The organism is Vibrio sp. 070316B, assembly GCF_013114115.1.
Lineage (GTDB): Bacteria > Pseudomonadota > Gammaproteobacteria > Enterobacterales > Vibrionaceae > Vibrio > Vibrio chagasii_B.
This window is the reverse complement of sequence record NZ_VTYC01000015.1, coordinates 1-16125: the sequence shown is the minus strand read 5'-3', so window position 1 is coordinate 16125 and position 16125 is coordinate 1. Positions and strand designations below refer to the sequence as shown.

31 protein-coding genes and 1 pseudogene are annotated in these 16125 nt (G+C 45.1%); 1 reads left to right on the top strand and 31 read right to left on the bottom strand.

The genetic code is table 11. From position 1 onward, the window contains the following. Nucleotides 1-79: 79 nt before the first annotated feature. The gene (locus tag F0251_RS12900; protein WP_116871590.1) at nucleotides 80-574 is read left to right on the top strand and encodes a DUF2780 domain-containing protein; all 495 of its coding nucleotides are present in this window, start codon (nucleotides 80-82) and stop codon (nucleotides 572-574) included. Between the two features lie 292 nt (nucleotides 575-866). Here the strand turns inward: F0251_RS12900 and rplQ are convergent, their stop codons facing one another. The 31 genes and pseudogenes from rplQ to F0251_RS12745 all read right to left on the bottom strand — a co-directional run. Beyond that, nucleotides 867-1247 (bottom strand): 50S ribosomal protein L17, encoded by a 381-nt coding sequence (gene rplQ, locus F0251_RS12895; protein WP_004729812.1) that lies wholly within the window; start codon nucleotides 1245-1247, stop codon nucleotides 867-869. Between the two features lie 24 nt (nucleotides 1248-1271). Further along, on the bottom strand, nucleotides 1272-2264 hold the full coding sequence (rpoA, locus tag F0251_RS12890; protein ID WP_004729813.1) for a DNA-directed RNA polymerase subunit alpha: 993 nt from the start codon (nucleotides 2262-2264) through the stop codon (nucleotides 1272-1274). Between the two features lie 22 nt (nucleotides 2265-2286). Next, complete coding sequence (gene rpsD, locus F0251_RS12885) at nucleotides 2287-2907, bottom strand: 30S ribosomal protein S4 (RefSeq protein WP_004738777.1); 621 nt, start codon at nucleotides 2905-2907, stop codon at nucleotides 2287-2289. Nucleotides 2908-2938: 31 nt separating this feature from the next. Then, nucleotides 2939-3328, bottom strand: coding sequence for a 30S ribosomal protein S11 (gene rpsK, locus F0251_RS12880; RefSeq protein WP_004738778.1), 390 nt, complete (start codon nucleotides 3326-3328; stop codon nucleotides 2939-2941). A 19-nt stretch (nucleotides 3329-3347) separates the two neighbouring features. Then, entirely contained in the window at nucleotides 3348-3704 is a 357-nt protein-coding gene (gene rpsM, locus F0251_RS12875) for a 30S ribosomal protein S13 (protein ID WP_004738779.1), read from the bottom strand. 148 nt (nucleotides 3705-3852) lie between these two features. Continuing rightward, nucleotides 3853-3966: a 50S ribosomal protein L36 gene (rpmJ, locus tag F0251_RS12870; RefSeq protein ID WP_000868186.1), complete on the bottom strand. Its 114-nt coding sequence runs from the start codon at nucleotides 3964-3966 to the stop codon at nucleotides 3853-3855. A gap of 41 nt (nucleotides 3967-4007) precedes the next feature. Next, on the bottom strand, nucleotides 4008-5342 hold the full coding sequence (gene secY / locus F0251_RS12865; RefSeq protein WP_004738781.1) for a preprotein translocase subunit SecY: 1335 nt from the start codon (nucleotides 5340-5342) through the stop codon (nucleotides 4008-4010). 20 nt (nucleotides 5343-5362) lie between these two features. Further along, entirely contained in the window at nucleotides 5363-5797 is a 435-nt protein-coding gene (gene rplO, locus F0251_RS12860) for a 50S ribosomal protein L15 (RefSeq protein ID WP_004736758.1), read from the bottom strand. A 5-nt stretch (nucleotides 5798-5802) separates the two neighbouring features. Beyond that, the gene (gene rpmD, locus F0251_RS12855; protein WP_004736756.1) at nucleotides 5803-5979 is read right to left on the bottom strand and encodes a 50S ribosomal protein L30; all 177 of its coding nucleotides are present in this window, start codon (nucleotides 5977-5979) and stop codon (nucleotides 5803-5805) included. Nucleotides 5980-5986: 7 nt separating this feature from the next. Continuing rightward, nucleotides 5987-6487: a 30S ribosomal protein S5 gene (gene rpsE, locus F0251_RS12850; RefSeq protein ID WP_004738783.1), complete on the bottom strand. Its 501-nt coding sequence runs from the start codon at nucleotides 6485-6487 to the stop codon at nucleotides 5987-5989. 14 nt (nucleotides 6488-6501) lie between these two features. Continuing rightward, nucleotides 6502-6855, bottom strand: a complete 354-nt coding sequence (rplR, locus tag F0251_RS12845; protein ID WP_004738784.1) for a 50S ribosomal protein L18 — start codon at nucleotides 6853-6855, stop codon at nucleotides 6502-6504. A gap of 9 nt (nucleotides 6856-6864) precedes the next feature. Beyond that, on the bottom strand, nucleotides 6865-7398 hold the full coding sequence (rplF, locus tag F0251_RS12840) for a 50S ribosomal protein L6 (protein ID WP_004738786.1): 534 nt from the start codon (nucleotides 7396-7398) through the stop codon (nucleotides 6865-6867). A gap of 13 nt (nucleotides 7399-7411) precedes the next feature. Next, nucleotides 7412-7804, bottom strand: a complete 393-nt coding sequence (rpsH, locus tag F0251_RS12835) for a 30S ribosomal protein S8 (protein WP_004738788.1) — start codon at nucleotides 7802-7804, stop codon at nucleotides 7412-7414. Nucleotides 7805-7833: 29 nt separating this feature from the next. Then, a complete protein-coding gene (rpsN, locus tag F0251_RS12830) occupies nucleotides 7834-8139 on the bottom strand; it encodes a 30S ribosomal protein S14 (RefSeq protein ID WP_004738789.1) in 306 nt (101 codons plus the stop codon). A gap of 16 nt (nucleotides 8140-8155) precedes the next feature. Then, the gene (gene rplE, locus F0251_RS12825; protein ID WP_004738790.1) at nucleotides 8156-8695 is read right to left on the bottom strand and encodes a 50S ribosomal protein L5; all 540 of its coding nucleotides are present in this window, start codon (nucleotides 8693-8695) and stop codon (nucleotides 8156-8158) included. A 24-nt stretch (nucleotides 8696-8719) separates the two neighbouring features. Further along, nucleotides 8720-9037 carry a 50S ribosomal protein L24 gene (gene rplX, locus F0251_RS12820; protein ID WP_004738792.1) on the bottom strand — a complete coding sequence of 106 codons (318 nt, stop codon included), beginning with the start codon at nucleotides 9035-9037 and terminating at the stop codon, nucleotides 8720-8722. Between the two features lie 11 nt (nucleotides 9038-9048). Beyond that, entirely contained in the window at nucleotides 9049-9420 is a 372-nt protein-coding gene (gene rplN / locus F0251_RS12815) for a 50S ribosomal protein L14 (RefSeq protein ID WP_004738793.1), read from the bottom strand. A gap of 161 nt (nucleotides 9421-9581) precedes the next feature. After that, entirely contained in the window at nucleotides 9582-9836 is a 255-nt protein-coding gene (gene rpsQ, locus F0251_RS12810; RefSeq protein WP_004738796.1) for a 30S ribosomal protein S17, read from the bottom strand. Continuing rightward, nucleotides 9836-10027: a 50S ribosomal protein L29 gene (gene rpmC / locus F0251_RS12805; RefSeq protein ID WP_004736737.1), complete on the bottom strand. Its 192-nt coding sequence runs from the start codon at nucleotides 10025-10027 to the stop codon at nucleotides 9836-9838. Before rpmC ends, rpsQ begins: the two co-directional genes overlap by 1 nt. Continuing rightward, nucleotides 10027-10437: a 50S ribosomal protein L16 gene (rplP, locus tag F0251_RS12800; RefSeq protein WP_004736736.1), complete on the bottom strand. Its 411-nt coding sequence runs from the start codon at nucleotides 10435-10437 to the stop codon at nucleotides 10027-10029. The genes rpmC and rplP overlap by 1 nt, the downstream gene beginning before the upstream one ends. Nucleotides 10438-10448: 11 nt before the next feature. Next, nucleotides 10449-11147: a 30S ribosomal protein S3 gene (gene rpsC / locus F0251_RS12795; RefSeq protein WP_004738797.1), complete on the bottom strand. Its 699-nt coding sequence runs from the start codon at nucleotides 11145-11147 to the stop codon at nucleotides 10449-10451. 18 nt (nucleotides 11148-11165) lie between these two features. Beyond that, nucleotides 11166-11498 (bottom strand): 50S ribosomal protein L22, encoded by a 333-nt coding sequence (gene rplV / locus F0251_RS12790; protein ID WP_004736732.1) that lies wholly within the window; start codon nucleotides 11496-11498, stop codon nucleotides 11166-11168. Nucleotides 11499-11508: 10 nt separating this feature from the next. Next, on the bottom strand, nucleotides 11509-11787 hold the full coding sequence (rpsS, locus tag F0251_RS12785) for a 30S ribosomal protein S19 (RefSeq protein ID WP_004736729.1): 279 nt from the start codon (nucleotides 11785-11787) through the stop codon (nucleotides 11509-11511). Between the two features lie 19 nt (nucleotides 11788-11806). Then, entirely contained in the window at nucleotides 11807-12631 is an 825-nt protein-coding gene (gene rplB / locus F0251_RS12780; RefSeq protein ID WP_061033928.1) for a 50S ribosomal protein L2, read from the bottom strand. A gap of 15 nt (nucleotides 12632-12646) precedes the next feature. After that, nucleotides 12647-12949, bottom strand: coding sequence for a 50S ribosomal protein L23 (gene rplW, locus F0251_RS12775; RefSeq protein ID WP_004738802.1), 303 nt, complete (start codon nucleotides 12947-12949; stop codon nucleotides 12647-12649). Further along, nucleotides 12946-13548, bottom strand: a complete 603-nt coding sequence (gene rplD / locus F0251_RS12770) for a 50S ribosomal protein L4 (RefSeq protein ID WP_004738803.1) — start codon at nucleotides 13546-13548, stop codon at nucleotides 12946-12948. The genes rplW and rplD overlap by 4 nt, the downstream gene beginning before the upstream one ends. A 16-nt stretch (nucleotides 13549-13564) precedes the next feature. Next, entirely contained in the window at nucleotides 13565-14194 is a 630-nt protein-coding gene (gene rplC, locus F0251_RS12765) for a 50S ribosomal protein L3 (protein ID WP_004738804.1), read from the bottom strand. A gap of 14 nt (nucleotides 14195-14208) precedes the next feature. Next, the gene (gene rpsJ / locus F0251_RS12760; RefSeq protein ID WP_004736761.1) at nucleotides 14209-14520 is read right to left on the bottom strand and encodes a 30S ribosomal protein S10; all 312 of its coding nucleotides are present in this window, start codon (nucleotides 14518-14520) and stop codon (nucleotides 14209-14211) included. Nucleotides 14521-14944: 424 nt separating this feature from the next. Beyond that, nucleotides 14945-15427, bottom strand: a complete 483-nt coding sequence (bfr, locus tag F0251_RS12755) for a bacterioferritin (RefSeq protein WP_061033929.1) — start codon at nucleotides 15425-15427, stop codon at nucleotides 14945-14947. A gap of 81 nt (nucleotides 15428-15508) precedes the next feature. Further along, nucleotides 15509-15697, bottom strand: coding sequence for a (2Fe-2S)-binding protein (locus tag F0251_RS12750; protein WP_061033930.1), 189 nt, complete (start codon nucleotides 15695-15697; stop codon nucleotides 15509-15511). A gap of 317 nt (nucleotides 15698-16014) precedes the next feature. Then, a pseudogene (locus F0251_RS12745) lies at nucleotides 16015-16125 on the bottom strand (elongation factor Tu); the annotation flags it as partial.

Sequence of the window (16125 nt, the reverse complement as noted above, 5' to 3'; positions counted from 1 at the left end):
ATCCAACGGCGATGTCACTACATCGCCGTTTTTCGTTTATAGTGAAAGAGTAAATTACTTTATTACTTAAGGACGAATAATGAAGAAAGTACTCATCACAGTTTTAAGCAGCCTTGCTGTTGTCTCTTGCGCTAGCACTAGCGACTCTGAACAAACCAGTTCTGGTTCTGATACCAACTACTCTCAACTATCACAAACTGCATTGATGGCAGCTGTAAACATGTGGTCTCAACAAAATGAAACAACACCGCTTGCTGAAACTGTTGCCGACCAAGCGTCTGTCACTAGCGATCAAGCGATTGGTGGTATCGGTTCTATGTTAGCACTGGCACAGAACTCATTAGATACTACAGATAACAAAGAGCTTGCGTCACTTATCCCAGGTATGTCTAGCCTGGAGTCAACGGGTCTATCATCACTACTAAACTCACAAGGTGCAGTTGAAAGTGCCTTTTCTAGTTTAGGTATGGATCCATCGATGGTATCAACGTTTGCACCAATCATTCTGCAAACACTGCAATCTCAAGGCGCAACGAGTGGCTTGATGGATTCTTTGGCTGCTATTTGGCAATAATAGTGAGTGGTTAGTTTAGAAAATGATAAGGGCACTTCGGTGCTCTTTTTTGTGGGTGGAAGAAATGGGATGCGAGATGCGAGATGCGAGATGCGAGATGCGAGATGCGAGATGCGAGATGCGAGATGCGAGATGCGAGATGCGAGATGCGAGATATTTTGAATAGTGAAGCAGAGAAGGCAAGAATAAATGCCAAACATCGTGGTGCAAGATTCAACCTTTAAAAACACATAGTCCAGATACAAAAAAGCCGAGCTAATGCTCGGCTTTTTGTATTAAGAATCTAGATAGATTACTCAGCAGCTTCTTCAGCAGCTGGGCGGTCTACAAGCTCAATGTAAGCCATTGGAGCTTTATCACCAGTACGGAAACCACATTTAAGAATGCGAGTGTAACCACCTTGGCGAGCCGCGAAACGCGGGCCTAGTTCATTAAATAGTTTTGCTACCACTTCGTTATCACGAGTGCGAGCGAATGCAAGACGACGGTTAGCAACACTGTCTGTCTTAGCTAGGGTAATCAACGGCTCAATTACGCGACGTAGTTCTTTTGCTTTAGGCACGGTAGTTTTGATAACTTCGTGACGAACAAGAGAGCTAGCCATGTTGCTGAACATCGCTTTACGATGACTGCTGTTGCGGTTGAGTTGACGACCACTTTTACGATGGCGCATGACCTAATCCTTCTAACTTTTCGATTAATCTTCAGCGATTGACGCTGGTGGCCAGTTTTCTAGACGCATGCCTAGAGAAAGACCACGTGAAGCAAGCACATCTTTAATCTCTGTAAGAGATTTCTTACCAAGGTTTGGCGTTTTAAGTAGCTCAACCTCAGTGCGCTGTACAAGATCACCGATGTAGTGAATCGCTTCTGCTTTCAAACAGTTAGCAGAGCGAACTGTTAGTTCAAGATCGTCTACAGGACGTAGTAGGATAGGATCGAATTCTGGCTTCTCTTCCTTCTCCTCAGGTACACGTACATCACGAAGATCTACGAACGCATCCAGTTGTTCAGCTAGAATAGTAGCTGCACGACGGATTGCTTCCTCAGGTTCTAGAGTACCGTTCGTTTCCATATCGATAACAAGCTTGTCTAAGTCAGTACGTTGTTCTACACGTGCCGCTTCTACAGCGTAAGCGATTTTATCAACCGGGCTGTAAGTAGCGTCAACAAGTAGACGACCGATTGGACGCTCATCTTCTTCAGTATGGATACGAGCTGAAGCTGGAACGTAACCACGACCACGTTCAACTTTGATGCGCATAGCGATCTCAGCGTTGTCATCCGTTAGGTGACAAATTACGTGCTCAGGGTTAGCGATCTCTACATCACCATCGTGGGTGATGTCACCTGCAACAACAGGGCCTGAGCCTGATTTGTTCAGTGTAATAAACACTTCATCTTTGCCTTCAGCAACGCGCACAGCCAAACCTTTAAGGTTTAGAAGGATTTCCAGGATATCTTCCTGAACGCCTTCTTTAGTGCTGTATTCGTGTAGCACACCTTCGATTTCAACTTCTGTTACGGCACAACCCGGCATAGAAGATAGAAGAATGCGGCGAAGAGCATTACCTAGAGTGTGGCCGAAACCGCGCTCTAATGGCTCAAGAGTTACTTTCGCGTGTGTCGTATTGATCTGTTCAATGTCAACAAGACGCGGCTTAAGAAATTCTGTTACAGAACCCTGCATTGTGTCCTCTCTTTTTTTAACCTTACTTAGAGTAAAGTTCGACGATCAAGTGTTCATTGATGTCAGCTGATAGGTCAGAACGCTCAGGCATACGCTTGAATGTACCTTCCATTTTGCCAGCATCTACTTCAATCCAAGTTGGCTTTTCACGTTGTTCAGCAACTTCTAGAGCCGCTTTAATACGAGATTGCTGTTTAGCTTTCTCGCGGATAGAAACAACGTCGTTTGCCGCTACTTTGAAAGAAGGAACGTTTACAACTTTACCGTTAACTAGGATAGACTTGTGGCTAACTAGTTGACGAGATTCAGCGCGAGTTGCACCAAAGCCCATACGGTAAACTACGTTATCAAGACGACCTTCAAGAAGCTGAAGCAGGTTTGCACCCGTGTTGCCTTTTAGACGTGCAGCTTCTTTGTAGTAGTTGCGGAATTGTTTTTCTAGAACGCCGTAGATACGACGAACTTTTTGCTTCTCACGAAGCTGAACGCCATACTCAGATAGACGACCGCGACGAGCGCCGTGTACACCTGGTGCGTTATCAATTTTACACTTGGTATCGATCGCACGGACACCAGACTTAAGGAATAAGTCAGTACCTTCGCGACGGCTAAGCTTTAGCTTAGGACCCAAATATCTTGCCATGATCTTTCTCCAATATTCCTAGAAACGAAACTTAAACGCGACGTTTCTTAGGTGGACGACAACCGTTATGAGGGATTGGTGTCGCATCAACAATGTTAGTGATACGGAAACCAGCAGCGTTCAGTGCGCGAACAGTAGATTCACGACCTGGACCTGGACCCTTAACCATAACTTCCAAGTTCTTTAGGCCATATTCTTTAGCCATTTCACCACAACGCTCAGCTGCAACTTGTGCTGCGAACGGAGTAGATTTACGAGAACCACGGAAACCTGAACCACCTGCTGTAGCCCATGCAAGAGCGTTGCCTTGACGGTCAGTGATAGTTACGATTGTGTTGTTGAAAGAAGCATGAATGTGCGCTACGCCATCAGCTACTTGCTTGCGTACGCGCTTACGCGCGCGAGTTGGTTGTTTTGCCATTGTACTCTACCTTATCCGACTATTTCTTGATCGGCTTGCGCGGACCCTTACGGGTGCGAGCGTTGGTTTTAGTACGCTGTCCACGTAGTGGTAGACTGCGACGATGACGAAGACCGCGGTAACAGCCAAGGTCCATAAGACGCTTGATGTTCATCGATACTTCACGACGTAGATCACCTTCTACAGTGTACTTAGCTACACCATCACGCAGTTGATCGATCTGCTCTTCAGTTAGTTCACTGATCTTAGCATCTTCAGCAATACCCACTTCAGCTAGAATAGCTTGAGAGCGAGTTTTACCGATACCGTAGATTGCAGTAAGTGCAATTACAGAATGCTTGTGATCAGGAATGTTAATGCCGGCTATACGGGCCATTATTCACTCCTAAGGGGTTCATAAAAGAATTATCCGCAGCAAAGCCCGTTATGGATACGCTGCGGCATACTACTTCTTTTGCACGCAAAAGGTAGGCCGAGGAATATACTCGACTCTACCTTGTATTTCAAGTAAAAATTTCTGCTGATTAGCCTTGGCGTTGCTTATGCTTTGGCTCACTGCAAATCACGCGAACGACACCGTTACGCTTGATAACTTTACAGTTACGGCAGATTTTTTTAACGGAAGCACGAACTTTCATTGCTAAACTCCGTAAATGGAACTGAAATTATTACCACCGAATTAACGGCCGTAACCTTTCAGATTCGCTTTCTTTAACACAGAATCATACTGTTGTGACATCAGATGAGTCTGTACCTGTGCCATGAAATCCATGATAACTACCACTACGATTAGTAGTGAAGTGCCGCCGAAGTAGAAACGAACGTTCCACGCGACCATCATGAATTCAGGAATCAGACATATAAAAGTAATGTATAGAGCGCCCGCAAGGGTTAGTCTAGTCATCACTTTATCGATATATTTCGCTGTCTGCTCACCTGGGCGGATACCGGGTACGAATGCACCAGACTTCTTCAAGTTATCAGCTGTTTCACGTGGGTTAAACACCAACGCTGTATAGAAGAAACAGAAGAAGATTATAGCTGCTGCATAAAGCATTACATACAGAGGCTGACCTGGGCTAAGAGCTAATGACACGTCAGTTAACCAACCGAACGCGCTGCTTTCACCATTTTGACCAAACCACTGTGCTAATGTTCCTGGGAACAAAATAATGCTCGATGCGAAAATCGCTGGAATAACACCTGCCATATTAATTTTAAGAGGCAAGTGAGAGCTTTGTGCTGCAAAAACCTTACGACCTTGTTGACGTTTCGCATAGTTAACGACGATACGACGTTGACCACGTTCCATGAAAACTACGAAGTAGATAACAGCAAAAGACAATACAGCAATCAACAGCAGAAGAAGCACATGCAATTCACCTTGACGCGCTTGCTCGATTGTTTGACCGATTGCAGAAGGCAATCCAGCAACAATACCTGCAAAAATCAGAATGGAAATACCATTACCGATTCCTCGCTCAGTGATTTGTTCACCTAACCACATTAAGAACATGGTACCAGTTACTAAACTCACGGTAGCAATAAGCGTAAACATGGTTTGGTTGATAACAACCAGATTGTCGACCATGTTTGGTAAGCCCGTTGCAATACCAATAGCTTGGAATGTTGCAAGTACAAGCGTGCCGTAGCGTGTATATTGGCTTATCTTACGACGGCCTGCTTCACCCTCTTTCTTGAGTTCCGCTAACGCTGGATGAACTACAGTTAACAATTGGACTACGATCGATGCCGAAATGTACGGCATGATACCCAATGCTAATATAGATGCACGCTCAAGAGCACCACCGGAGAACATGTTAAACATTTCAACGATGGTACCTTTTTGCTGATCGAACAAATCGGCAAGTACAGCTGCGTCAATACCAGGGATCGGCACAAAAGAGCCGGCTCGGAATACTAAAAGTGCACCAATTACGAATAATAAGCGCGACTTTAGTTCACTTAAGCCGCTCTGAGCACTACGAAAATCTTGTCCTGGTTTCTTAGCCATCTGTACCTCGTTCCTCGAGATTATTCCTCGATTTTACCGCCTGCAGCTTCGATTGCAGCTTTAGCGCCTTTAGTCACGCGTAGACCTTTAACAGTCACAGCTTTGCTTAGGTCACCAGAAAGAACAATCTTAACGAATTCGATGTTCTTAGTGATAACGTTAGCAGCTTTAAGGCTGTTAAGATCAACTACGTCACCTGTTACTTTCGCTAGCTCAGCTAGACGAACTTCAGCAGACACTAGGCTCTTACGAGAAGTGAAACCGAATTTAGGTAGACGTTGTTTTAGAGGCATTTGACCGCCTTCAAAACCTGGACGAACAGAGCCGCCAGAACGTGACTTTTGACCTTTGTGACCGCGGCCACCTGTTTTACCAAGGCCAGAACCGATACCACGACCTACACGCTTCTTAGAAGGTTTAGAGCCAGCAGCCGGTGATAGAGTATTCAAACGCATTCTGATTACTCCTCAATCTTAACCATGTAGTAAACCTTGTTGATCATACCGCGTACGCACGGAGTATCTTCAAGTTCTACTGTATGGTTGATGCGACGAAGACCTAGACCTTTAAGACACGCTTTGTGCTTAGGTAGGCGACCAATTGAGCTTTTAGTTTGAGTTACTTTAATAGTTGCCATCGTGTGCTTACTCCGAAATAGATTCAACAGTTAGACCACGTTTAGCAGCAACCATTTCTGGTGACTTAACGTCTACTAGAGCACCAATCGTTGCACGAACGATGTTGATAGGGTTCGTAGAACCGTATGCTTTAGAAAGTACGTTATGTACGCCCGCAACTTCAAGTACAGCACGCATTGCACCACCGGCAATAACACCTGTACCTTCTGCAGCTGGCTGCATGTAAACTTTAGAGCCCGAATGACGACCTTTCACCGGGTGGTGAAGAGTGCCTTCGTTCAGCGCAACGGTAACCATGTTACGACGCGCTTTTTCCATTGCTTTTTGAATCGCAGCAGGTACTTCACGAGCTTTGCCGTAACCGAAACCTACACGACCATTACCGTCACCAACTACTGTTAGTGCAGTGAAGCTCATGATTCGACCACCTTTAACCGTCTTAGATACACGGTTAACAGCGATTAGCTTTTCTTGCAAATCATTAGCTTGTTGTTGTTCTTTAGCCATCTTCCAACCCTACCTTAGAATTTCAGACCAGCTTCGCGAGCAGATTCTGCTAGCGCCGCTACTCGACCGTGGTATTGGAAACCAGAACGATCGAATGCAACTGAAGCTACGCCTTTTTCAAGAGCGCGCTCAGCAACAGCTTTACCAACTGCTTTAGCTGCATCAACGTTACCAGTGTTCTTAACTTGCTCACGGATCGCTTTTTCTACAGTAGAAGCAGCTGCGATAACCTCAGAGCCGTTTGCCGCGATAACTTGTGCGTAAACATGGCGAGGAGTACGGTGTACTACCAGGCGAGTTGCACCAAGTTCTGCAATCTTACGACGTGCACGTGTAGCACGACGGATGCGAGATGCTTTCTTATCCATAGTGATACCTTACTTCTTCTTAGCTTCTTTAGTACGCACATTTTCATCTGCGTAACGAACACCTTTACCTTTGTAAGGCTCAGGAGCACGGTAAGAACGAATGTCAGCCGCAACTTGACCAACTAGCTGCTTGTCACAACCAGTTACAACGATCTCAGTTTGGCTAGGGCACTCAGCTTTAATACCTTCAGGTAGAGCGTGCTCTACTGGGTGAGAAAAACCAAGAGTTAGAGCTACAGAGTTGCCTTTCATAGCAGCACGGTAACCAACACCCTTTAGAGTTAGCTTCTTAGTGAAGCCCTCTGTAACACCCACAACCATGTTGTTAACTAGAGCGCGAGCTGTACCAGCTTGTGCCCATGCGTTAGCAACACCTTCTTTCGGACCGAAAGTTAGGTTGTTTTCTTCCTGTGCAATAACTACGGCGTTGTTAAGAACGCGAGTAAGCTCACCTTTGCTACCTTTTACAGTAACTTCTTGGCCGTTTAGTTTCACCTCTACGCCAGCTGGAATAGCGACAGGTGCTTTAGCAACACGAGACATAATCTACTCCTTATTAAGCTACGTAACAGATGATTTCACCGCCAAGACCTGCTTTACGAGCAGCACGGTCAGACATTAGACCCTTGGAAGTAGAAACAACTGCAATACCAAGACCGCCCATCACTGTTGGTAGAGAGTCTTTATTTTTATAAACTCTTAGACCAGGACGTGATACACGCTTGATTTGCTCGATTACAGGTTTAGCTTGGAAGTACTTAAGAGTAACTTCTAGCTCAGGTTTTGCTTCGCCTTCAACAGCGAAGTCTACGATGTAACCTTCAGCTTTTAGTAGTGCAGCAATTGCAACTTTAAGCTTTGAAGAAGGCATTTTTACAGCAACTTTGTTTGCTGCCTGACCGTTACGAACGCGGGTCAGCATATCCGAAATCGGATCTTGCATGCTCATAAGATTTACTCCAAATGATTAAGTGGCAATTACCAGCTAGCCTTACGAAGACCCGGAATCTCGCCTTTCATGCAAGCTTCACGAACCTTAATGCGGCTTAGACCGAATTTACGTAGGTAACCGTGTGGACGACCAGTTTGGTTGCAACGGTTACGCTGACGTGATGCACTTGAATCACGTGGAAGAGATTGCAGTTTAAGAACCGCATTCCAACGATCTTCTTCAGATGCGTTTACATCGCTAATGATAACTTTTAGCGCAGAACGCTTTTCAGCGAACTTAGCTACTAGTTTTGCACGTTTAGCTTCACGTGCTTTCATTGATTGTTTAGCCATAACAGTAACCCTACCCTTACTTACGGAATGGGAAGTTAAAGGCAGCCAGCAGAGCTCGGCCTTCCTCATCGGAACCCGCAGAAGTCGTGATAGTGATATCAAGACCGCGGACACGATCGACTTTATCGTAGTCGATTTCCGGAAAGATGATTTGCTCGCGAACGCCCATGCTGTAGTTACCGCGACCGTCGAAAGACTTAGCGCTAACACCACGGAAATCACGTACACGTGGAAGTGCGATAGAGATTAAACGCTCTAAAAATTCCCACATGCGCTCACCACGCAAGGTTACTTTACAACCAATTGGGTAGCCTTCACGAATTTTGAAACCAGCTACAGATTTACGCGCTTTAGTGATAAGTGGCTTTTGACCAGAGATCGTTGCCATATCAGCTGCTGCGTTTTCTAGCAGTTTCTTATCGTTGATTGCTTCACCAACGCCCATGTTTAGGGTGATTTTCTCAATCCTAGGGACTTGCATGACGCTTGTGTAGCTGAACTCTTTGGTAAGCTCAGCGACTACAGACGACTTGTAGTAATCATGCAGTTTCGCCATAGTAGAACTCCAAATTACTTCTAATTAGTTAGAAACAGTTTCGCCGTTAGATTTGAAGAAACGAACTTTCTTGCCATCTTCGATACGGAAACCGATACGGTCTGCTTTACCAGTAGCCGCGTTAAAAACTGCAACGTTAGAAGCGTCAATAGCTGCTTCTTGTTCAACGATGCCACCTTGTTGACCTAGAGCCGGAACCGGCTTTTGGTGTTTCTTAACAAGGTTGATGCCTTCAACGATAACTTTACCAGTTGTCAGAACCTTAGTTACTTTACCTTTCTTGCCTTTATCTTTACCAGCAAGAATGATTACTTCGTCATTACGACGGATTTTAGCTGCCATATTGCCGCTCCTTACAGAACTTCAGGTGCTAGTGATACAATCTTCATGAATTTCGCGTTACGAAGTTCACGAGTCACAGGACCAAAGATACGTGTGCCGACTGGTTGCTCAGTAGTGTCGTTTAACAATACACAAGCATTACTGTCGAAGCGAATGACAGAACCGTCTGGGCGACGAACGCCTTTACGGGTGCGCACTACTACCGCCTTCAGAACATCACCTTTTTTTACTTTACCGCGAGGAATTGCTTCCTTAACTGTAACTTTGATGATGTCACCGATATGTGCATAACGGCGGTGAGAGCCACCCAGAACCTTAATACACATTACCTTGCGCGCGCCAGAGTTATCTGCTGCGTCAAGTGTACTTTGCATCTGGATCATTGTTAGTGCTCCGCTAAATATTAAAACTAGACCCTCTCGGGTCGGGCTGCCTCTTTAAAAGGGACGCGAATTGTACCACCCTTTTTTTAAATTGGGTAGACAAAAAACAAGCGGCCCCAAAAATAATTTGGAGCCGCTTATAAGTTATAGAATTACAAAGATTAAATCTTCGCTTTTTCTAGAACTTTAACCAATGTCCAAGACTTAGTCTTAGACAGAGGACGACACTCAGCGATTTCAACTTTGTCGCCTAGGCCACAAGTGTTGTCTTCGTCGTGTGCGTGTACTTTAGTCGTGCGTTTAACGTATTTACCGTAAATTGGGTGTTTTACAGTACGTTCGATAGCAACAACGATAGACTTGTCCATCTTGTCACTTACTACACGGCCTTGCTGGATGCGGTTAGTTTCGCTCATTATGCGCCTGCCTTTTCAGTCAAAACAGTTTTCACACGTGCGATATCACGGCGTACAGCTTTTAGAGTATGAGTTTGCTGAAGCTGACCAGTTGCAGCTTGCATGCGCAAGTTGAACTGTTCACGTAGCAAATTCAATAGCTCAGCGTTAAGCTCTTCAACGTTCTTTTCGCGTAGATCTTGTGCTTTCATCACATCACCTGCTTAGTTACAAAAGTAGTTTTAACAGGCAGTTTACGTGCCGCTAGGCGGAACGCTTCACGTGCCAACTCTTCAGGTACGCCATTCATTTCGTACATAACTTTGCCAGGTTGGATTTGAGCAACCCAGTACGCTACTGAACCTTTACCTTTACCTTGACGAACTTCAAGAGGCTTTTCAGTAATCGGTTTGTCTGGGAATACACGGATCCAGATTTGACCTTGACGCTTAATGTGACGTGTCATAGCACGACGTGCCGCTTCGATTTGACGTGCAGTCAGACGACCACGGCCAACAGCTTTAAGACCGAATTCGCCGAAGCTTACTTCAGTACCTTTAGCTAGACCACGGTTACGACCAGTCATAACCTTGCGGAACTTAGTACGTTTTGGTTGTAGCATCGTTCGACTCCTTACTTACGGCCTTTACGCTGCTTCTTAGGCTTATCGCCTTTAGGCTCTACTGCGTTAGCAGCTGGCATACCGCCTAGAATCTCACCTTTGAAGATCCAAACTTTAATGCCGATCACACCGTATTGAGTGTGAGCCGAAGAAGTTGCGTAATCAATGTCTGCACGTAGAGTGTGTAGAGGCACACGGCCTTCACGGTACCACTCAGAACGTGCGATTTCAGCGCCGCCTAGACGACCACTTACTTCCACTTTGATACCTTTAGCGCCTAGACGCATTGCGTTTTGTACTGCGCGCTTCATAGCACGACGGAACATAACACGACGCTCTAGTTGAGACGCGATGCTATCAGCTACAAGCTGACCATCTAACTCAGGCTTACGTACTTCAGCGATATTGATTTGCGCTGGTACACCTGCGATTTTAGCTACAGCTGCGCGTAGCTTCTCTACGTCTTCACCTTTCTTACCGATAACAACGCCAGGACGAGCAGTGTGAATAGTCACACGGATGCTCTTAGCTGGACGCTCGATAACGATACGAGATAGTGATGCTTTTTGTAGTTCCTTTGTAAGGAACTGACGTACCTTGAAGTCGCCGTCTAGGTTGTCAGCGAAATCTTTGGTATTAGCAAACCATGTAGCATTCCAAGGCTTAACGATGCCAAGACGAATACCATTAGGATGTACTTTCTGACCCATTGCTTACTCTCCTAGTCTTTAGCGATCTGCTACAACAATAGTGATGTGGCTTGAACGCTTCAAGATACGATCCGCACGACCTTTAGCACGAGGCATAATACGCTTCATGATAGGGCCCTCATCTACGAAGATTTTAGCGACATTTAGATCGTCGATATCTGCACCTTCGTTATGTTCCGCGTTAGCGATAGCTGACTCAAGAACCTTCTTAACCAATACAGCAGCTTTTTTGTTGCTGAAAGTTAGAATTTCTAGAGCTTGGTCTACCGACTTACCGCGAATTTGGTCTGCAACTAAGCGAGCTTTCTGTGGAGAAATACGAGCAAAGTTATGTTTAGCTAAAGCTTCCATCATCTACTCCTTACTTCTTCTTAGCTTTCTTATCTGCAGCATGACCGCGATAAGTACGAGTTGGTGCAAATTCGCCCAGTTTGTGACCGATCATTTCTTCGGTAACGAAAACTGGAACGTGCTGACGACCATTATGGACAGCGATGGTCAAACCAATCATTGTTGGGATGATCATTGAGCGACGGGACCAAGTCTTAATAGGCTTTTTGTCTCCGCTTTCCACCGCTTTCTCTACCTTCTTCAGCAAGTGTAGGTCAATAAAAGGACCTTTCTTGAGAGAACGTGGCATGGCGATTCCTCTTTATAAATTATTTAGTGCGACGACGTACGATGTACTTGTCAGTGCGCTTGTTCTTACGAGTCTTGAAGCCCTTAGTAGGAACGCCCCAAGGAGAAACTGGGTGACGACCACCAGATGTGCGGCCTTCACCACCACCGTGTGGGTGATCCACCGGGTTCATTACTACACCACGTACGGTTGGACGTACGCCGCGCCAGCGTGAAGCACCAGCTTTACCAAGTTCACGTAGCATATGCTCAGAGTTACCAACTTCACCGATCGTTGCACGACCTTCAGAAAGTACTTTGCGCATTTCACCAGAACGTAGACGGATAGTGATGTATGCACCGTCGCGAGCAACGATTTGAGCATAAGCACCAGCCGAACGAGCTAGTTGAGCACCTTTACCAGGCTTAAGTTCAACACAGTGTACAGTAGAACCTACTGGGATGTTACGCATCGGCAGAGTGTTACCTGCTTTGATTGGCGCATCAACACCAGATTGGATCTGGTCACCTGCTTGAACACCTTTTGGTGCAATGATGTAACGACGCTCACCGTCTGCGTACAGAACTAGAGCGATGTTAGCGCTACGGTTTGGATCGTATTCTAGACGCTCAACTTTCGCTGGGATGCCATCTTTAGTACGTTTGAAGTCAATTACACGGTAGTGGTGCTTGTGACCACCGCCGATGTGACGTACTGTGATACGACCGTTGTTGTTACGACCACCGTTCTTAGAGTTTTTCTCTAGAAGAGGTGCGTATGGCTTACCCTTGTGTAGGTCAGCGTTAACAACTTTAACGACGTGACGACGACCAGGGGAAGTCGGCTTACATTTAACAATAGCCATTTTTAACTACTCCTGTTATTCCGCGCCGCCAACGAAGTCAAGATCTTGACCTTCTTTCAAAGTAACGTAGGCTTTCTTAACGTCTGAACGACGGCCTTCACGCATACCTTGACGTTTGGTCTTACCCTTTTGAACAAGAGTATTTACAGACTTAACTTCAACTTCAAATAGCTTTTCTACAGCTGCTTTGATCTCTTTCTTAGTTGCATCTTTAGCTACTTTGAAAACGATAGTGTTCGCTTTCTCAGCTGCCATAGTTGCTTTTTCAGAGATGTGCGGAGCACGTAGAACTTTTAAGATACGCTCTTCAGTGATCATGCTAGCATCTCCTCAACTTGCTTAACTGCGTCAGCAGTCATTAGAACCTTGTCGAATGCAATTAGAGATACTGGATCAACACCAGCAACGTCACGTGCGTCAACTTTGTATAGGTTACGAGCAGCTAAGAATAGATTTTCATCTACTTCGCCAGTTACAATCAGAACGTCGCTTAGCTCAAGCTCTTTAAGCTTAGCTACAAGTTCTTTTGTTTTTGGTGCTTCTACTGAGAAGTTATCAACAACGATTAGACGCTCTTGACGAACAAGCTCAGAAAGAATGCTCTTCATAGCACCGCGGTACATTTTCTTGTTTACTTTTTGGCTGTGATCTTGTGGTTTCGCAGCAAAAGTAACACCACCTGTACGCCAGATTGGGCTACGAATTGTACCAGCACGTGCGCGGCCAGTACCTTTTTGACGCCATGGCTTAGCGCCACCGCCAGATACTTCAGAACGAGTCTTTTGAGCACGAGTACCTTGACGAGCACCTGCTGCATATGCAACAACTACTTGGTGTACAAGAGCTTCGTTGAAGTCACGTCCGAAAGTAGTCTCGGAAACAGTTAGTGCATCAGCACCTTTAACCATCAATTCCATTACTTACTCCTAGACGTTATGCTTTAACAGCAGGTTTTACGATCACGTTGCCGCCTGTTGAGCCTGGTACTGCACCTTTAATAAGAAGCAGATTGCGCTCAGCGTCAACACGTACGATCTCTAGGTTTTGAGTCGTTACACGCTCAGCACCCATGTGACCTGCCATTTTCTTGCCTTTAAACACGCGACCTGGAGTTTGACATTGGCCAATTGAACCCGGTGCACGGTGAGACAAAGAGTTACCGTGAGTCATATCTTGAGTAGAGAAGTTCCAACGCTTAACAGCGCCTTGGAAGCCTTTACCTTTAGATGTACCAGTAACGTCTACTTTTTTAATTTCGTTGAAAAGTTCTACGTTTAGCTCAGCGCCAACTTCAAACTCTTCGCCGTTTTCTAAACGGAATTCCCAAAGACCGCGACCTGCTTCTACACCCGCTTTCGCGAAGTGACCAGCTTCAGGTTTAGTTACACGGTTAGCTTTCTTAGCACCAGTAGTTACTTGGATTGCTGCGTAGCCGTCGTTCTCTAGAGTTTTAACTTGAGAAATACGGTTCGCTTCAACCTCAACAACAGTTACTGGGATAGAAACGCCTTCTTCAGTAAATACGCGGGTCATACCCACTTTACGTCCGACTAGACCAATCATTATTCTTATCTCCCTTAACCTAGGCTGATTTGAACATCAACGCCAGCTGCAAGATCAAGACGCATTAGAGCATCAACAGTTTTATCTGTTGGCTCAACGATGTCGATCAAACGCTTGTGAGTACGGATTTCGTACTGGTCACGTGCATCTTTGTTGACGTGTGGAGAGGTAAGAACAGTGAAACGCTCTTTACGAGTAGGTAGTGGGATAGGACCACGAACCTGTGCGCCAGTACGTTTTGCTGTTTCAACGATTTCCGCAGTTGAAGCATCGATTAGCTTGTAATCAAACGCTTTAAGGCGGATACGAATACGTTGGTTCTGCATGAGACAGAGCTCCAATTATTAAAAATTACACAAACAATATCGCCACTCAAACTCGATAAAACGAGAGAATGCCGATTGATTTATGTGAAACCGTAGCATCCAAAATTAGGACGCATTGTCAGTTAACTTTTGAAGTAAAGACAAGCCTTACTATTTTTATTAACCGCGAACATAAGCTGAGTATACATTACTAGGTAAAACCTACTCCTCAGTGCTCATTGGTTCACAACCAGCTTAAGCCAGTGCGGTGCATTATACAGATCACACTTTAACTTGCAAGCTGTGTTTGAAAAATAATCGCAGAATCTGGTGGAAGGGGTGATTGGAGAATTTTTCATTCTTGGTAGTGCCCTACCGACTGAAAAAGAAAAGCAAGGTAGCCGCTAGGATGCGCCTGAGCAACTACCCTTGTTATCGGTACTTTTTAGCCTTCGTCTTCATCGACATATTGAGCTTGTAGGTAATTTTGAATACCCGTCATTTTGATGAGGCCGAGTTGGGTTTCTAACCAATCGACATGTTCTTCTTCATCTTCCAAAATCTCAAGAAACAGATCTCGTGACACATAATCGTGAATGTCTTCAGCATAAGCGATGGCGTTTTTCAGATCCGGAATGGCTTCCATCTCTAATGATAAGTCGCACTCCAGCATTTCCTGAGTATCTTCGCCGATTTTAAGTTTGCCCAGATCTTGCAGATTGGGGAGCCCTTCGAGAAACAAGATTCGTTCAATCAGATGGTCGGCATGTTTCATTTCGTCGATGGATTCATGATATTCCTTGTCGGCTAGGTGCTTTAAACCCCAGTCTTTATACATGCGCGCATGCAAGAAGTACTGATTTATTGCGACAAGTTCATTACCAAGAATTTTATTGAGATGTTGAATGATGATTGGATCGCCTTTCATGACATAGCCCTCCTCTTTGGCTCTTCTAACTGTAGAACCAAATCGAGAAGTGTCAAAAAAGCTACTGCCCTTTGAGCAGAACTAGCTTGCCTGTTTGAACAGGTCTTTCGCGGTGTCGTTAATGACTTCTTTTGCTGAACGTACACACTTTCCGCATTGGCTGCCAAGTGCCGTACACTTTTTAATTCCTTTTATGTCAGTAATACCCTCTTCTAATACCAACTTGCGGATTTTCTTGTCCGAGACCCCATGGCATAAACAAACGTACATAGTAAAACCTAACCCCTTAACTTGAGGTTAAATATAAAAAGGAATCATTCTTATTACCAGTCAAAAATTGCCGTATATTTATATCGATTGGTTATAGTGTTTCGTCGAAAAGAGAGTTTAACGGGCTTTGGAGAGGAGAGAGTTTAGGTGGGCAGCTTAAGCCGCTAAGTAAATAACTGTATTTACATCGGAATATAGACTGCGGATATTACGAGTTGGGAATTTTCCTTATAACCAAAATAAAAAAGGGAAGCCGAAGCTCCCCTTTTTTTGATGCGTGCTCTTCTAATGAAGAGTGTGCAAAAATCTAAATGCTATTAAGCGAAGATTTTAGCTACAACACCAGCACCTACAGTACGGCCACCTTCACGGATAGCGAAACGTAGGCCTTCGTCCATTGCGATTGGAGCGATTAGCTCAACAGTCAT

What these genes read in the sequence shown, in the direction of transcription:
- rplN (WP_004738793.1), bottom strand. Translation starts at nt 9,420, where the DNA reads ATGATCCAGATGCAAAGTACACTTGACGCAGCAGATAACTCTGGCGCG.
- rpsH (WP_004738788.1), bottom strand. Translation starts at nt 7,804, where the DNA reads ATGAGCATGCAAGATCCGATTTCGGATATGCTGACCCGCGTTCGTAAC.
- rplC (WP_004738804.1), bottom strand. Translation starts at nt 14,194, where the DNA reads ATGATTGGTCTAGTCGGACGTAAAGTGGGTATGACCCGCGTATTTACT.
- rplP (WP_004736736.1), bottom strand. Translation starts at nt 10,437, where the DNA reads ATGCTACAACCAAAACGTACTAAGTTCCGCAAGGTTATGACTGGTCGT.
- secY (WP_004738781.1), bottom strand. Translation starts at nt 5,342, where the DNA reads ATGGCTAAGAAACCAGGACAAGATTTTCGTAGTGCTCAGAGCGGCTTA.
- rpmJ (WP_000868186.1), bottom strand. Translation starts at nt 3,966, where the DNA reads ATGAAAGTTCGTGCTTCCGTTAAAAAAATCTGCCGTAACTGTAAAGTT.
- F0251_RS12900 (WP_116871590.1), top strand. Translation starts at nt 80, where the DNA reads ATGAAGAAAGTACTCATCACAGTTTTAAGCAGCCTTGCTGTTGTCTCT.
- rpoA (WP_004729813.1), bottom strand. Translation starts at nt 2,264, where the DNA reads ATGCAGGGTTCTGTAACAGAATTTCTTAAGCCGCGTCTTGTTGACATT.
- bfr (WP_061033929.1), bottom strand. Translation starts at nt 15,427, where the DNA reads ATGAAAGGCGATCCAATCATCATTCAACATCTCAATAAAATTCTTGGT.
- rpsC (WP_004738797.1), bottom strand. Translation starts at nt 11,147, where the DNA reads ATGGGTCAGAAAGTACATCCTAATGGTATTCGTCTTGGCATCGTTAAG.
- rpsN (WP_004738789.1), bottom strand. Translation starts at nt 8,139, where the DNA reads ATGGCTAAACAATCAATGAAAGCACGTGAAGCTAAACGTGCAAAACTA.
- rplR (WP_004738784.1), bottom strand. Translation starts at nt 6,855, where the DNA reads ATGGATAAGAAAGCATCTCGCATCCGTCGTGCTACACGTGCACGTCGT.
- rpsS (WP_004736729.1), bottom strand. Translation starts at nt 11,787, where the DNA reads ATGCCACGTTCTCTCAAGAAAGGTCCTTTTATTGACCTACACTTGCTG.
- rplQ (WP_004729812.1), bottom strand. Translation starts at nt 1,247, where the DNA reads ATGCGCCATCGTAAAAGTGGTCGTCAACTCAACCGCAACAGCAGTCAT.
- rpsJ (WP_004736761.1), bottom strand. Translation starts at nt 14,520, where the DNA reads ATGCAGAACCAACGTATTCGTATCCGCCTTAAAGCGTTTGATTACAAG.
- F0251_RS12750 (WP_061033930.1), bottom strand. Translation starts at nt 15,697, where the DNA reads ATGTACGTTTGTTTATGCCATGGGGTCTCGGACAAGAAAATCCGCAAG.
- rplV (WP_004736732.1), bottom strand. Translation starts at nt 11,498, where the DNA reads ATGGAAGCTTTAGCTAAACATAACTTTGCTCGTATTTCTCCACAGAAA.
- rplE (WP_004738790.1), bottom strand. Translation starts at nt 8,695, where the DNA reads ATGGCGAAACTGCATGATTACTACAAGTCGTCTGTAGTCGCTGAGCTT.
- rpsM (WP_004738779.1), bottom strand. Translation starts at nt 3,704, where the DNA reads ATGGCCCGTATAGCCGGCATTAACATTCCTGATCACAAGCATTCTGTA.
- rpsE (WP_004738783.1), bottom strand. Translation starts at nt 6,487, where the DNA reads ATGGCTAAAGAACAACAACAAGCTAATGATTTGCAAGAAAAGCTAATC.
- rplO (WP_004736758.1), bottom strand. Translation starts at nt 5,797, where the DNA reads ATGCGTTTGAATACTCTATCACCGGCTGCTGGCTCTAAACCTTCTAAG.
- rplX (WP_004738792.1), bottom strand. Translation starts at nt 9,037, where the DNA reads ATGGCAGCTAAAATCCGTCGTAATGACGAAGTAATCATTCTTGCTGGT.
- rplD (WP_004738803.1), bottom strand. Translation starts at nt 13,548, where the DNA reads ATGGAATTGATGGTTAAAGGTGCTGATGCACTAACTGTTTCCGAGACT.
- rpsK (WP_004738778.1), bottom strand. Translation starts at nt 3,328, where the DNA reads ATGGCAAAACAACCAACTCGCGCGCGTAAGCGCGTACGCAAGCAAGTA.
- rpmC (WP_004736737.1), bottom strand. Translation starts at nt 10,027, where the DNA reads ATGAAAGCACAAGATCTACGCGAAAAGAACGTTGAAGAGCTTAACGCT.
- rplW (WP_004738802.1), bottom strand. Translation starts at nt 12,949, where the DNA reads ATGATCACTGAAGAGCGTATCTTAAAAGTTCTACGTGCTCCGCACATC.
- rpsD (WP_004738777.1), bottom strand. Translation starts at nt 2,907, where the DNA reads ATGGCAAGATATTTGGGTCCTAAGCTAAAGCTTAGCCGTCGCGAAGGT.
- rplB (WP_061033928.1), bottom strand. Translation starts at nt 12,631, where the DNA reads ATGGCTATTGTTAAATGTAAGCCGACTTCCCCTGGTCGTCGTCACGTC.
- rpsQ (WP_004738796.1), bottom strand. Translation starts at nt 9,836, where the DNA reads ATGAGCGAAACTAACCGCATCCAGCAAGGCCGTGTAGTAAGTGACAAG.
- rpmD (WP_004736756.1), bottom strand. Translation starts at nt 5,979, where the DNA reads ATGGCAACTATTAAAGTAACTCAAACTAAAAGCTCAATTGGTCGCCTA.
- rplF (WP_004738786.1), bottom strand. Translation starts at nt 7,398, where the DNA reads ATGTCTCGTGTTGCTAAAGCACCTGTCGCTATTCCAGCTGGCGTAGAG.